This is a genomic window from Massilia sp. YIM B02763, assembly GCF_030412015.1.
Taxonomy (GTDB): domain Bacteria; phylum Pseudomonadota; class Gammaproteobacteria; order Burkholderiales; family Burkholderiaceae_D; genus Telluria.
In genome coordinates, this window is the sequence record NZ_JASNRD010000001.1 from 453,405 (window position 1) to 466,819 (window position 13,415).

The 13,415-nt window shown below is 68.6% G+C and carries 10 protein-coding genes; 3 read left to right on the forward strand and 7 right to left on the reverse strand.

Going from position 1 to position 13,415, the window contains the following annotated elements; all coding sequences use genetic code 11:
* Positions 1 to 22: 22 nt before the first annotated feature.
* The 7 genes from QPK32_RS01930 to QPK32_RS01960 all read right to left on the reverse strand — a co-directional run bounded on the left by QPK32_RS01930 (position 23) and on the right by QPK32_RS01960 (position 10,485).
* The gene (locus QPK32_RS01930) at positions 23 to 4,156 is read right to left on the reverse strand and encodes a CheR family methyltransferase (protein WP_290411087.1); all 4,134 of its coding nucleotides are present in this window, start codon (positions 4,154 to 4,156) and stop codon (positions 23 to 25) included.
* Positions 4,157 to 4,365: 209 nt separating this feature from the next.
* Positions 4,366 to 5,016, reverse strand: a complete 651-nt coding sequence (locus QPK32_RS01935; protein ID WP_290411088.1) for a hypothetical protein — start codon at positions 5,014 to 5,016, stop codon at positions 4,366 to 4,368.
* On the reverse strand, positions 5,013 to 5,942 hold the full coding sequence (locus QPK32_RS01940) for an MlaD family protein (RefSeq protein ID WP_290411089.1): 930 nt from the start codon (positions 5,940 to 5,942) through the stop codon (positions 5,013 to 5,015). Before QPK32_RS01940 ends, QPK32_RS01935 begins: the two co-directional genes overlap by 4 nt.
* Positions 5,943 to 6,005: 63 nt before the next feature.
* The gene (locus QPK32_RS01945; protein ID WP_290411090.1) at positions 6,006 to 6,812 is read right to left on the reverse strand and encodes an ABC transporter permease; all 807 of its coding nucleotides are present in this window, start codon (positions 6,810 to 6,812) and stop codon (positions 6,006 to 6,008) included.
* Positions 6,813 to 6,901: 89 nt separating this feature from the next.
* A complete protein-coding gene (locus QPK32_RS01950; protein ID WP_290411091.1) occupies positions 6,902 to 9,148 on the reverse strand; it encodes a bifunctional (p)ppGpp synthetase/guanosine-3',5'-bis(diphosphate) 3'-pyrophosphohydrolase in 2,247 nt (748 codons plus the stop codon).
* A 9-nt stretch (positions 9,149 to 9,157) separates the two neighbouring features.
* A complete protein-coding gene (locus QPK32_RS01955; RefSeq protein ID WP_290411092.1) occupies positions 9,158 to 9,508 on the reverse strand; it encodes a RidA family protein in 351 nt (116 codons plus the stop codon).
* A 68-nt stretch (positions 9,509 to 9,576) separates the two neighbouring features.
* Positions 9,577 to 10,485, reverse strand: a complete 909-nt coding sequence (locus QPK32_RS01960) for an alpha/beta fold hydrolase (RefSeq protein ID WP_290411093.1) — start codon at positions 10,483 to 10,485, stop codon at positions 9,577 to 9,579.
* Between the two features lie 135 nt (positions 10,486 to 10,620).
* On the opposite strand from QPK32_RS01960, the gene QPK32_RS01965 reads away from it, so the two are divergent.
* From QPK32_RS01965 to QPK32_RS01975, 3 genes are all read left to right on the forward strand, one after another.
* Positions 10,621 to 11,415 carry a 3-hydroxybutyrate dehydrogenase gene (locus tag QPK32_RS01965; protein WP_290411094.1) on the forward strand — a complete coding sequence of 265 codons (795 nt, stop codon included), beginning with the start codon at positions 10,621 to 10,623 and terminating at the stop codon, positions 11,413 to 11,415.
* A gap of 48 nt (positions 11,416 to 11,463) precedes the next feature.
* Complete coding sequence (locus QPK32_RS01970) at positions 11,464 to 11,844, forward strand: hypothetical protein (RefSeq protein WP_290411095.1); 381 nt, start codon at positions 11,464 to 11,466, stop codon at positions 11,842 to 11,844.
* Between the two features lie 245 nt (positions 11,845 to 12,089).
* The gene (locus QPK32_RS01975) at positions 12,090 to 13,388 is read left to right on the forward strand and encodes an amidohydrolase family protein (RefSeq protein ID WP_290411096.1); all 1,299 of its coding nucleotides are present in this window, start codon (positions 12,090 to 12,092) and stop codon (positions 13,386 to 13,388) included.
* Positions 13,389 to 13,415 lie beyond the last annotated feature (27 nt).

The window sequence follows — 13,415 nt, forward strand, 5'->3', positions numbered from 1 at the left end:
CCCCTGCCCTACGGCCAGCGCTTCAGGCCTGGCGCCGCTCCGGCAGCAGGTCGCGGATGATCTCCGTCAGGCGCTCGACCGACATCGGCTTGCCCACGTGGGCATCGAAGCCGGACCCGCGCGCCTGGGCGATGTCGCGCTCGCGCGCCATGCCCGTCACGGCGATCGCCGGCAGCCGCGCGTGGCGCGGCAGCTGACGCGCGGCCTTCAGCAGCGCATAGCCGTCCATGCCGGGCATCGAGATATCCGAGACCAGCAGGTCGACATCCTGCTGCGCCAGGATCTCCAGCGCCTGCTGGCCGCTGGTCGCCCCGATCACGACGGCGCCATGCATCTCGAGCAGCGCCTGGCAGGTCGACACGACGTCCTCGACATCGTCGACCAGCAGGATGCGCACGCCGGCGATGTCCTGCGCGCCGTGGCCGCCGTCGGCTTGCGGCTGGTCGCCCCCCTCGCCCAGCAGCGGCAGCCAGACGGTGAAGCGCGCGCCCTTGCCCACGCCTTCCGAGAAGGCTTCGACGCGGCCGCCGTGCAGCGCGACGATCTCGCGCACCAGCGCCAGGCCGATGCCGAGGCCGCCCTTGGAGCGCGTCGTCACCGAGCCGGGCTGGGCGAACATGTCGAATACCTGGGGCAGGAACCCCGCCGAGATGCCCTGCCCCGTGTCGACGACGTCGATGCGCGCGTTGCCGTCCTCGCGTGCCAGCGCCACTGCGACCGCACCGCCCGGAGGCGTGAACTTGACGGCGTTGCTCAGCAAATTCATCACCACCTGCTCGATGCGCACGCTGTCGGCCATCACGCGCAGGCAAGGAGGATCGTCCTGGAGGGAGAGCGCCAGCCGCGCGGCGGCGGGGTCGGCGCGCATGGCATCGACGGCGCCCTGCACCAGCGGCGCCAGCTCGATGCGCGCCATCGACATGGTGAGCTTGCCGGTATGGACGCGCGACATGTCCAGCAAGTCGTCGATCAGCTTGGCCTGGCTCAGCACGGCATTGCGGATGACGCCGGCCGACCGGGCCACGACGGGAGAATGGCGGGTCTCCGGCAGGCGCGACAGCAGCTCGACGTTGATGTGGATGAGGTTCAGCGGATGGCGCAGCTCGTGCGCCATGACGGCCAGGAACTCGTCCTTCAGCGCCGACGCGTTCTCGGCATCGTTGCGGCCGCGCTGCTCGCTGGACAGCGTCCGTTCGCGTTCGTTGTCATGGCGCACCCGCTCGGTGTCGTCGCGCGCGATCATCGCGTAGCCGCCGTATTCGCCGTTCTGGATCTGGGTGATCTCGCCGCTGCAGAACAGCTGGCTGCCGTCCTTGCGCACATGCCAGCGCTCGTTGATCGCCCGCCCGTCGCGGCGCGCGCGCTGCATTTCCTCGGCCGGCAGGCCGCGCTCGCGCTCCTCCGGCAGGAACAGGAAGCCGAGGTTCATCCCCAGCACCTCGTCCTCGCGCCAGCCGAACATGCGCGCGGCGCCGCGGTTCCAGCTCGTCACGCAGCCCGCCGCGTCCATCGTGATGATCGCGTAGTCCTTCGTGCTCTCCGCCACCAGGCGCATGCGCGCCTCGCCCGCGCGCAGCTGCTCCTCGGCCTCGCGGCGGCCCGTGATGTCGAAGAAGGTCATCACGGCGCCCTCGATGCGGTCTTCGATGGTGCGGTAGGGCAGCAGGCGCACGATGTAGTAGCGGCCCTCGTGGCTGCGTACCTCGCGCTCGACCATGCGCAGCGAGTTGAAGGTCAGCGCCACGTCGTCGGCCAGCTCCTTGTAGTCGAGCCGGTGGGTCAGGTCCAGCAGCGAGCGTCCCGCGTCCGACGGGATGATCGAGAAGATGTCGGCGGCGCGCGGCGTGAAGCGCTTGATGCGCATGGCGCTGTCCACGAAGATCGTGGCGATGTCGGTCGAGGCGATCAGGTTGTTCAGGTCGTCGTTCGCCTTGCCCGTTTCCTCGACCTTCAGCTTCAGCTCGTAGTTGACGGTGATGAGTTCCTCGTTCACCGACTGCAGCTCTTCCTTGCTGGTTTCCAGCTCCTCGGTGGCCGAGCGCAGCTCCTCGTTGATCGCCTGCAGCTCCTCGTTGGCGGCGCGCAGCTCTTCGTTGGACACCTCGGCGTGCTCGATCGTCTCCTGCAGCTGCTGCTTCTTGCGCTGCAGTTCCGCCTCGAGCTGGGACAGCACCACGTCGTCGCCCGGCCCGCGGCCATCGTCGGTCGGCTGGTCCACGCTGCGCTCCGTCTCGGTGAACGTCACCAGCAGGAAGTCCTGCGCCGCTTCCTCGTCGCGGAACGGGCGCACCGTCATGCTGACGATGCAGGGCCGGCCGCCACGCGCCATCGACACGTGCCGCCCCTCCACGCTCACGCCCGAGTTCTGCACCTGGTACAGCGCGCTGCGCAGGTCGATGCGCAGTTCGGGCAAGACCAGCGCCAGGATGTCGCGCGACGGCTCGCCGCCGACCAGGCGCATGAACTGGGCGGCGCGCTCGGACATGTGGACGATATTGTGCTCGGTATCGACGACCACGCTGGGCGGCGCGAACTGCGCCAACGCGCGCTGGTGCACGTCCGCCAGCGACGCCTGGCGCCGTCCGCTGCTGACCGGGTGGCGTGGCTCGGGCAGGTTCAGGTCCGCCGGCGCACCCTGGCTGCTGCGGTGCTGGACGAAAGCACGCACCGCGGCCCTTGCCCGGTAGATGCGGTTCTTCTTGTCGACCGGGACGAACAGCTCGTCCACGGAGTCGGCCGACTCGGAGGAGCCCAGGAACAGGTAGCCGCCAGGACGCAGCGCGAAGTGGAAGGTCTCGAGCACGCGCTGCTGGATGTCGCGGTTCAGGTAGATCAGCAGGTTGCGGCAGCTGATGATGTCGATGCGCGAGAACGGCGGGTCGCGCAGCAGGTTGTGCACGGCGAACAGGATACGGTCGCGCAGCGCCTTGCGGATGTGGTAGCGCCCGTCCTCGCGGGTAAAGTGCTGGCGCAGGCGGGCCGGCGTGATGTCGGTGACGATCGAGGTCGGGTACAGGCCGGCGCGCGCGATCGCGATCGCGCCTTCGTCGATGTCGGAAGCGAACACCTGGTAGTTGGGCGGACTGGGCATCAACGCGGCCTGGTCGGCCAGCAGCATCGCCATCGAGTACGCTTCCTCGCCGGTGGCGCAGCCGGCGCTCCAGGCGCGCACCTCGTCGGTGGGCTTGCGGTCGCGGAACAGCCCCGGCAGCACCTCGCGCTCGATCACCTCGAATGCCTCGCGGTCGCGGAAGAAGTTGGTCACGCCGATCAGCAGGTCGTTCAGCAGCAGCTTGTACTCGCTCGCGTCCGCCTCCAGCAGGCGCACGTAGTCCGGCAGCGAATGCATCGCGCGCACCTGCATGCGCCGCTCCAGCCGGCGCAGCACGGTCGCCCGCTTGTACTGGCGGAAGTCGTGCCCCGTATGCACCCGCAGCAGACCCAGGATACGCTGCAGCGCCTGCTCGCCGTTCGCGCTGTCGTCGATATCGACGGGGTGCGCATGGTCGAGCGCCTCGACGCCCATCGGCGGCAACTCGATGGTACTGGCGTTTTGCCACAGGTCCAGCAGCTTCTGCGCCATCTCCGCCACGGGCAGGATGAAATCGACCTGGCCCGTGGCGATCGCCGCCAGCGGCATGCCATCGTGCTCGGCATCTCCCGGATGCTGCACGACGATCACCCCGCCCTTCTCCTTGACGCGGCCGATGCCGACGGCGCCGTCGGCGCCCGTTCCGGACAGCACCAGCGCGATCGCGCGCTCGAACTGCGATTCCGCCAGCGTGCGGAAGAAGGCGTCGATGGCGATGTGCTGGCCGCGCGGACGCTGCATGTCCGTGACCACGAGCGAACCGTCAGTCATCGCCAGCTGCATGCTGGGCGCGATCACATAGACATGGTCGGGTTCGATCTTGACCCGGTCCACGACCTGCAGCACCGGCATGCGGGTAACCCGTTGCAGGATGCTGTCCGCATTGCTTTCGTGCTTGGGTGAAAGGTGCAGGATGACGACGAACGCCATGCCGCTGGCCGCAGGCATGTTCTCGAACAGGCGCAGCAACGCGGACAGGCCGCCGGCGGACGCGCCGATGCCGACGACGGGAAAGGACAGGTGCGGTACGGCAGCGGGAGAGTCGGCGGCAGGGGTGTCGGGCATGTCGTGCATCGCTCCTGTAAGGCGGTTCGGAATGCGCGAGTCTAAACGAACGCCGACGAAAATGGATGCCTTCGCCCGGCGGTTCCGAGATAAATTTTACAATCCTTCGGGGTGCCAGGAACAATCAAGGAATTTGACGACCGGCCCCGGGTACCGGTTCCCGCCGCGTCGGCGATTTGACGACGAATTTCCTCTTCGAAACAAGCGTTTCAGGGCGCCGCCTGGCCACCATCCGTCACCAGGGCAATGCGGCGCCGGATGCGCCCGGCGGCCCCCGCGTCGCCGGCGGCAAGCGCACGCCGTTCCTGCACGCCGAGCCAGGCCAGCAGCGGCCGGCGCCAGCCCTGTCCGGACGCCGTCTCGACGGCGCTGCCGATATCGTCAGGCACGATGCGGCCGGCCTTCAGCAGCGCCCCCGCCGCCACCAGGCGGGCGAGCGGATCGGCGGTGGCGCCGATCCGGCCGCTCGCCACGACGGCGCGGTGCTGCTCGGGCAGCAGCGCGGCATCCAGCCCCTGCCAGCGCCCGTCCAGGTAGGCGGCATAGGCACGCTGGGCCGGCGTCGCATCGGCCGCGAGGGCCGCGAAGCCGGGGCACTCGTAGACGAGGGAGGCGGCCTGCACGCCGCAGCGCACCAGCTCGGCCTGGGCCACCAGGTCGAAGCGGCCGGTGCCCGCCGTCTCGCGCCGGGCGCGCGCGAACTCCGCTTCCGCCGCGCCGGTGTCGCCGCGCAGCCAGTCGTCCGTGAACCCGTCCAGCGCGCCGCGGGCGTCCTGTTGCCAGGCCGGCGCCTGCGGCCGGTTCGCGCAGGCGGACAGCAACGCTGCCAGCACGGCGCATGCGATGAGAGGCTTGGTCATGGCAGCTTGATCTCCGTATCCTTCTTGAACGGCCACTTGCGGTCGATCTCGTCGACCAGGCGGTTCACCTTGCGCAGGCTGGCGTCGACCTCGCCGCGCAGGCGGCCCAGGTCCTGGGTGGCGGTGCGGGTATTGGCGCCGATGGCCTGGGCCTCGACCAGCACCGCGTCGACCTTCTGCAGCGTCGTGCGCGCGTCCTTCAGCACACCGTTCAATTGCTGGAGCGCGGCCTGGGTATCGTCCATCACCCCATCCTTGCCGAACACGCGGCGGTCGGCCTTGGCCAGGATCGTGTCGACCCGGCGCAGCGTCTGCAGCAGCTGCTGCGCCTCGGCGTCGCCGCCCAGCGCCGTGCCCAGCACGCCGTAGCGGCCGTTGAGTTTGCCCGTCAGCGTCTCGACGTTGTTCAGCGTGTTGCCGATGGCGGAATCGGCGCGGGTCAGCGCCTCCAGGTTTTCCAGCAGTGTGCGCGCCGTGCCCAGCAGGCGCGGGATCTCGGCCGTGGCGTCGCCGCGCAGCACGGGGCGCTGCGACTTGTCGGGCAGCGGCGGGTCGGTCAGGATGCCGCTGTAGGCGCGCAGCCGGGTCTCGCCGACGATGCTGCGCTCGAGCGTGAACACGCTGGTGGTGCGCAGCCATTTGGCATCGTCGCGGGCGATGTCGACCTGGATGTTGACCTTGCCGTCCGCGCCCAGGTCCACCTGGCGCACCCTGCCGATGGGAAAGCCGGCGAAGGTCATGTCCATGCCGGGGATGACGCCTTCGGAATCGTCGGCCACGAGGGTCAGGCGCTGGGTCTCCTGGAATACGCCGCGCGCGTACATCACGTACAGGAAGAAGGCGACGATCAGGGCGCCGATGAGGACCAGCAGGATCAGGGCCTTGGTCTCGACGTGTTTCGGTTCGTCCGGGAGCGGTTCCGCCATGCGTGGTCCTTTTACTTTTTTAAACAGTCGGGTTCAGACGTATCGGGTTCAGACGTACTGGGTTCAGACGTACTTCAGTGCCAGCGAACTCGCTTCGATGAGCAGCAGCACGAACAGCAGGCGCAGCGCGCCCGGCTGCACGTTCGAACGCTGGCGCCAGCCGTGGCGCAGCGTGTCGAGGATCGCCGCGCTCGGGATCACGGCCACGGCCAGGCCGAACAGCACGGTCTTGCACACGAAGCCCACGGTGACGGTCGGATCGAACACCCGGCCCACCGTGCGCGTGTAGTCGCCGATGCCCCATGGCGACAGGCCGTAGACATTCAGGTAGGCCAGGACGAGGACGACGACGCTGCTCGCCATCGCCAGGCTGAGCACGGAAAAGGCATTGGCCAGCACCTGCGGCACGAGGTCGCGGCGCAGGCGCAGCAGCGCCTCGCCGGCGGCGGCATCGACGGGCACGCCGCTTCGTGCGAGGCCCAGCGCGGCGGCATCGAAGGCCATGCCCGAGCGCAGCGCCGCGAACAGCGCCGCCGACAGGGGGATGAGTTCCAGCACCAGCACCCGCACCACCATCTCCAGCGCGAAGCGCGACAGTCCGTAGCTTTGCGCCGTCACCAGGACGATGCGGATGATCACGAGGCTGACGAGCGCCGTGAGCAGCGTGAACCAGGGCAGCACCTGCCAGGTGCTGGCGTGGATGTGGCGCGAGGTCGCCAGGCGGTTGGCGCGGTTCCAGGTCGACGGCGACAGCGCCATCACGAGGGCCACCGCGCCCAGGTGCAGCATGTTCCACCAGCTGCGCAGGTAGCGCGCGGCGTGGACGCCCCAGCGGGACGGCTTCATGTACAGGAGCGATGAGAGCGGCATGGTGGGATGATACAGTCAATACTATCGGCGCTGCGATACGGTTGGGCTGCGGCGGCGGCGGGCATGCGAAGCCCGCCGACACGCCGGCGTCACGTGCGTTTGGCTTCGATCACGCCCTGGACCTCGCCGATGGCGCCGATCGCCTTCTGCAGCTGGCTCGTCGAGCCGATCTCCGCCGTGAACACCATGCGCGCCTGGCCCTTGGCGCTTTGCGTGTTCACGCCGATCACGTTGATCTTCTCGCGCGTCAGCACTTCCGAGATGTCGCGCAGCAGGCCTTGCCGGTCCTGCGCCAGGATGAAGATGTCGATCGGGTACACGGTGTCGGAACCGGTCGCGCCCCACTCCGTGTCCAGCACCCGTTCGGGCGCCTTTGCGGCCATTTCGGCGAAGTTCTTGCAGCTGGCGCGGTGGATCGACACGCCCTTCCCGCGCGTGACGAAGCCGACGATCGGGTCCGGCGGCGCCGGCTTGCAGCACCGTGCCAGCTGGGTCATGAGGCCTTCGGTACCGACCACCAGCACGCCCGACTTGGCGCCCTGCTCCACGCTCGAGGCGCGGCTCTTGTTGACGACGTCGACGTCCTGCAGCTCGGGCGCGGCCACGGGTTCGTGCAGCGCCGCTTCCACGTGGCGCAGGCTGAACTTGTCCTTGCCGACGGCGATGAACAGGTCGTCGACCTTCGCGAAGCCCAGCTTGTGCCCGAGCGCGTCCAGGTTGACGGCCGTCTTGCCCTCGCGCTGCAGCGTCTTTTCCACGAGCGCGCGTCCGTTGGCGAGCGTCTCGGCCAGTTCCTGGGCGTGGAACCAGGCGCGGATCTTGGTACGCGTGCGGCTGCTGACCGTGTAGTCGTTGCCCAGCCAGTCGCGCGACGGGCCGGCGGTGCCGGGCGCGCCCTTGGCCGTGATGATCTCGCAGGTCTGGCCGTTCTTCAGCGGCGTGTTCAGCGGCACCATGACGCCGTCGACCTTGGCGCCGCGGCAGCGGTGCCCGACCTCGCTGTGCAGGTGGTAGGCGAAGTCGATCGGCGTCGCGCCCACCGGCAGCTCCAGCACCCTTGCCTGCGGCGTGAGCACGAAGATGCGGTCGTCCAGCGTGGTCGACTTCAGCTTCTCGACCCACTCGCGCTGCAGTTCCTCGTCGCCGGCGCCCGTGACGGCATCGGCGACCTCGCTCTTCCACGCCAGCAGCTGGCGCAGCCAGGCGATCTTCTCGTCGTACTGCTGGCTCTTGAAGTTGGAGCCGCCTTCTTCCTTGTAGCGCCAGTGCGCGGCCACGCCATACTCCGCGAAGCCGTGCATTTCCTGGGTGCGGATCTGGACCTCGAGCGGACGGCCGTCGTCCGCGTTCACGACCGTGTGCAGCGACTGGTAGCCGTTCGGCTTGGGGCGCGAGATGTAGTCGTCGAATTCCTTGGGGATCGGCGTCCAGATATTGTGCACGACGCCCAGCACCGTGTAGCAGGTCTTGACGTCGGCGACGATCACGCGGAACGCGCGCACGTCGTACAGCTCGGTGAAGTCGAGGTCCTTGCCGCGCATCTTCTTCCAGATGCTGTAGATGTGCTTGGGCCGGCCGCTGACCTCGGCCTTGATGCCGGCCGCCGCCAGTTCCTTCTGCAGGCGCTCGATCGAGGACGCGACGAAGCTCTCGCGCAGCATGCGCTTCTCTTCGAGCATCTTGGCGATGCGCTTGTAGTTCTCCGGCTCGATCATGCGGAACGCCAGGTCTTCCAGCTCCCACTTGAGCTGGAAGATGCCGAGGCGGTTCGCCAGCGGCGCATACAGGTCCAGCACTTCGCGGCCGTAGTTGCTGGTGACCTCGTCGAAGCGCTTCCTTTCGGCGAAGTGGCGCAGCGTCGTCACGCAGGACGCCAGGCGCACCAGCACCACGCGCATGTCGCTGGCCATCGCCAGCAGCATCTTGCGCAGCGTCTCGATCTGGGCCAGCGCTTCCTGGGCCGCGTTCTTGCCGCGGCCGACGGGCACCGGGGCGGCGGTCAAGTCGCGCAGGCGGATCAGCTGGTGCACGCCGCGCACCATGTCCGCCACTTCCTTGCCGAAGCGTTCCTCGATCTGCTCGGCCAGGTGCGGCTGCATGATGCACAGCTCGAACAGCAGGCCGGCGATGCGCGTCTCGGCATCGCTGCGCAGCATGGCCAGCGTGCCGGCCACGCCGACCGAAAACTCGCAGGCCGATTGGCCGGACGTGGCCACGCGCTCGCCGTAGGCGGCCAGCGCGAAGTCGAGGGCGGCATGCACGCGCGCGCAATCGTCCGGCCCGAGGCCGTGCACGAGCTGGGTGGTGGCGTCGCCGAGCGCTGCTGTCGAAACCATGCGCCGGTCTTAGGGCTGGGCCGCGACGATGACGACTTCGACGAGGCAGGCGGGATTCGCGAGCTTTGCCTCCACGGTCGCGCGCGGCGGGGTATGGCCCTGGACGACCCATTCGTCCCACACGCTGTTCATGCCGGGGAAGTCGGCCATCGTGGCGATGTAGATCTGGGCCGACAGGATACGCGTCTTGTCGCTGCCCGCTTCCTGCAGCAGGCGGTCGACGTGGCCCAGCACTTCGCGGGTCTGGCCCACGATGTCCTGGCTCGTGTCTTCGGCGATCTGGCCGGCCAGGTACACGGTGCCGTTGTGGATGGCGGTTTCGGACAGGCGCTTGCCGACGTGGAGTCGTTTGATTTCCATAATCTCTTTCTTCAATCAGTAGTTAAACCGTACCGGCCTTCAACCGGTCGAACAATCGTTACCGGCCTTCAGCCGGTCAAGAACGCTCGTGCGATCGCGATCTGCTCCGGCTGCACGAAGGTCGGCGCATGGCCGACGCCGGGGATCTCGACCAGTCGCGGACGCGGCCCGCGCCTCGTCATTTCCTCGGCCGTGGCGCGCGACAGCAGGTCGGACAGCGCGCCGCGCACCAGCAGCGTCGGGCAGCGGATCGCGTCGAACGCCTGCCACAGGCGCGCTTCGTCCGCGCGCGCCCGCTGCGGCGTGAGCGCGGCGAACGGGGCCGCGAGCCGCGGGTCGTAGTGGCGCGTCCACTGCCCGTCGGGCAGGCGCACCAGCACGTCGCGCGCCAGCTTGTCCCACTCGGCATCGCTGTGCGGGCCGAACGCGCCCGATACCTCGCGCACGTAGGCGGCGCCCGCCTCGTAGCTGGCAAAGCGCAGGTCCTGGCCGATGTACTCGCCAATGCGCGCCAGCGCGGCCGGGTCCAGCACGGGGCCGATGTCGTTCAGCACCAGGCGCCTGACGGGGCTGTCCGCGAACGAGGCGAGGATCATGCCGACCAGGCCGCCCATCGAGGTGCCGAACCAGTGCACGCCCGCGTCGCCGTCCGCGCCGTCCTCCGCGCCGTCCTTCGCACTGTCCTGCGTCACGCGGGCGATCAGCGTGACCATGTCGGCGACGTACTGGGGCACGGCGTAGTCGGCGGGGTCGCGCAGGCGCTCGGAGCGGCCGCGCCCGGCAACGTCCGGGCACACGACACGATAGCGATCCGACAAGCTGGCCGCCAGCGCATCGAAGTCGTCGGCCACGCGCGTCACGCCATGCACGCACACGAGCACGCGCGGGTTGGCCGGGTCGCCCCACTCCTTGTACGCCATGCGGTGCAGGCCGGCCGGCGAACTGCACTGCACGGACTTCAGCCTCGCTTCGCTCATGTCCCTGGTCTTCCGTCTAGACGCGCCGCCAACATTTTAAACGGCGATACGATTAGAATTCTACCAAGTCTGGCCAATAAGTCCCAGGCGCTCCAGCCTGGCGTACCGTTCAACCTGTCCATCGAAGGAGATGTCATGCAATCCACCATGTTAAGCGGCAAGACCGCGCTCGTTACCGGCTCGACCTCCGGTATCGGCCTCGGCATTGCCCGCGCACTGGCCGAACAGGGCGCGAACATCGTGTTCAACGGCTTCGGCGACGCCCAGCAGATCGAGAAGCTGTACACCGACATCGGCCAGGAATTCGGCGTCCGGACGGCCTACCACAACGCCGACATGTCCAAGCCGGACCAGATCGAGGCGATGATGCGCTTTGCCGGCGACAAGTTCGGCGGCGTCGACGTCCTCGTCAACAATGCCGGCATCCAGCACGTGGCCAACGTCGAGGACTTCCCCGTCGAGAAATGGGATGCCATCATCGCCATCAACCTGACCTCGGCCTTCCACACGAGCCGCCTCGCCCTGCCCTACATGAAGCAGAAGAACTGGGGCCGCATCATCAACCTGGCGTCGGCCCACGGCCTGGTGGCGTCGGCCCAGAAATCGGCCTACGTGGCGGCCAAGCACGGCCTGGTCGGCCTGACCAAGTCGACCGCGCTGGAGACGGCGGCGACGGGCGTCACCGCCAACGCCATCTGCCCGGGCTGGGTCCTGACCCCGCTGGTGCAGAAGCAGGTCGACGACCGCGCCGCGCGCGAAGGGGTCAGCGGCGAACAGGCCAAGAAGGACCTGCTGCTGGAAAAACAGCCGTCCGGCGAATTCGTCACGCCGGAAGAGCTGGGCGCGCTGGCCGTGTTCTTCTGCAGCCCGGCCGCCAACCAGGTGCGCGGTGCCGCCTGGAACATGGATGGGGGCTGGGTGGCGCAATAACGATACGCTTGGCATCGCGCATGCGGCGCCTCGTCTACAATGGCGCGCATGAACGAAGATCCTATCGAAATCCCCGGCCTGCACGAGGCCTGCATCGAACTGGCCCACGTCGTCCTGGCGGCGGGCCAGCCGGAGGTGTCGCGCGACATCCTCGAAACGCTCGCCTCCCGCTTCGAGCGCGAAGCGGCCGACTTCGCCCTGATGATCGCGAACGGCGGCCGCGACACGGCCCTGCTGGCGCGCGCCGTCCACTACCTCATCGACGCCCATGCGCTGCCGCTGATGGGCACCGACATGGAATGGTTCCGCCAGGCGCTCGCCTGCCTGGTCGAGCTGGCCGTGCCGAACATCGCGCTGTCGGCGCGCGGCGGAGCGTTCCTGGCCGATGTCGAGGAAGGCATCCGGCAGTCCATGCAAGACATGGAGTGATACCCGTAGGGTGGGCACCACGTGCCCACCGGGCGCAGACGTAGCGCAAGCATGTGGGGGCACGTGGTGCCCGCCGTACGGCTCGCCGCGCAGGAGGGGACCCGATCTTGCAAGCGTGATGGCGACGCATGCGGTCATTGGGTCCCTGCCTTCGCAGGGACGACGTGGTTGACTGGACGGCATTACCTCATAGGATGGGCTTTAGCCAGTATGATTGCACTTCCACAACTATAAGGAAGACAAGCATGCGGACCTGGGCCAGCTCACTCGCTCTCGCCACCCTCACCCTGTTCGGCGCCGCGGCGCACGCCGCTGATGCGCCTGCACCGGCCCGCCCCGTGCTGATCAGCGCCGAGCGCGTCTGGACCGGCGACGGCGCCCCGCACCAGGGCTGGAGCGTGCTGGTCGCGCAGGGCCGCATCCAGGCCGTCGGCCCGGCGTCCGGCATGACGGTGCCGGCCGACGCCGAACGCATCGACCTGCCGGGCAAGACCCTGATCCCGGGCCTGATCGACCTGCACTCCCACGTGCTGCTGCATCCGTATAACGAGACCACCTGGGACGACCAGGTCATCAAGGAAGCGCCCGCCTACCGCATCGCGCTGGCCGTGCGCCACGCGGCCGACACGCTCCAGGCCGGCTTCACGACGCTGCGCGACCTGGGCACCGAAGGCGCCGACTATGCCGACGTCGGCATCAAGCGCGCCATCGACGAAGGCCAGGTCCCGGGCCCGCGCCTGCTCGTGGCGACCCGCGCGATCGTCGCCACGGCCAGCTACGGCCCGGCCGAGCGCAGCTACCGCCCCGACATGGACATTCCCTACGGCGCCCAGCAGGCGACGGGCGTCGACGAGGTCACGAAGGCCGTGCGCGAGCAGGCGTCGCATGGCGCCGACTGGATCAAGTTCTATGCCGACTACCGCACCGGCGTCGACGGCAGCACCCGCCCCACCTTCACGCTGGACGAGATGAAGGCGATCGTGGCCGCGGCCCACGTGAGCGGCCGCAAGGTGGCCGCCCACGCCAGCAGCGACGACGCGATCCGCCTCGCCGTGCTGGCCGGCGTCGATTCCATCGAGCACGGCTACGGCGCCAGCGAAGCGACCTTCAAACTGATGCTGGAACGCCATACGGCCTATGTGCCCACGCTGACGGCGCCGGAAGCCATCGGCGAATACTTCCAGAAGCACCAGCGCGGCGGCGCCCCGACGCCGGCCATGCAGCAGGCGGCACGCGCCTTCCAGCTGGCGCGCAAGTTGGGCGTCACGATCGGCAACGGCAGCGACGTCGGCGTCTTCGCGCACGGCAGCAACGAACGCGAACTGGAGTGGATGGTACGCCTGGGCATGAGCCCGACCGACGCGCTGCGCGCCGCCACCGTCGTCGCGGCCGGCATCCTGGCCAAGCCAGAGCTCGGCGCGATCCGCAACGGCAACCTGGCCGACCTGGTCGCCGTCGACGGCGATCCGACGGCGGACATCGCCGCGCTGCGCAAGGTCGGTTTCGTGATGAAAGGCGGCGTTATTCACCGCAGGCAGCAATAATCCCTTGAGGCAACATATTTCGTTATA

Bases quoted from the DNA above. Each gene is read 5' to 3' on its own strand.
- QPK32_RS01945 (WP_290411090.1), bottom strand. From the start codon at position 6,812: ATGCCGCTCTCATCGCTCCTGTACATGAAGCCGTCCCGCTGGGGCGTC.
- QPK32_RS01960 (WP_290411093.1), bottom strand. From the start codon at position 10,485: ATGAGCGAAGCGAGGCTGAAGTCCGTGCAGTGCAGTTCGCCGGCCGGC.
- QPK32_RS01950 (WP_290411091.1), bottom strand. From the start codon at position 9,148: ATGGTTTCGACAGCAGCGCTCGGCGACGCCACCACCCAGCTCGTGCAC.
- QPK32_RS01940 (WP_290411089.1), bottom strand. From the start codon at position 5,942: ATGGCGGAACCGCTCCCGGACGAACCGAAACACGTCGAGACCAAGGCC.
- QPK32_RS01955 (WP_290411092.1), bottom strand. From the start codon at position 9,508: ATGGAAATCAAACGACTCCACGTCGGCAAGCGCCTGTCCGAAACCGCC.
- QPK32_RS01935 (WP_290411088.1), bottom strand. From the start codon at position 5,016: ATGACCAAGCCTCTCATCGCATGCGCCGTGCTGGCAGCGTTGCTGTCC.
- QPK32_RS01970 (WP_290411095.1), top strand. From the start codon at position 11,464: ATGAACGAAGATCCTATCGAAATCCCCGGCCTGCACGAGGCCTGCATC.
- QPK32_RS01965 (WP_290411094.1), top strand. From the start codon at position 10,621: ATGCAATCCACCATGTTAAGCGGCAAGACCGCGCTCGTTACCGGCTCG.
- QPK32_RS01975 (WP_290411096.1), top strand. From the start codon at position 12,090: ATGCGGACCTGGGCCAGCTCACTCGCTCTCGCCACCCTCACCCTGTTC.
- QPK32_RS01930 (WP_290411087.1), bottom strand. From the start codon at position 4,156: ATGCCCGACACCCCTGCCGCCGACTCTCCCGCTGCCGTACCGCACCTG.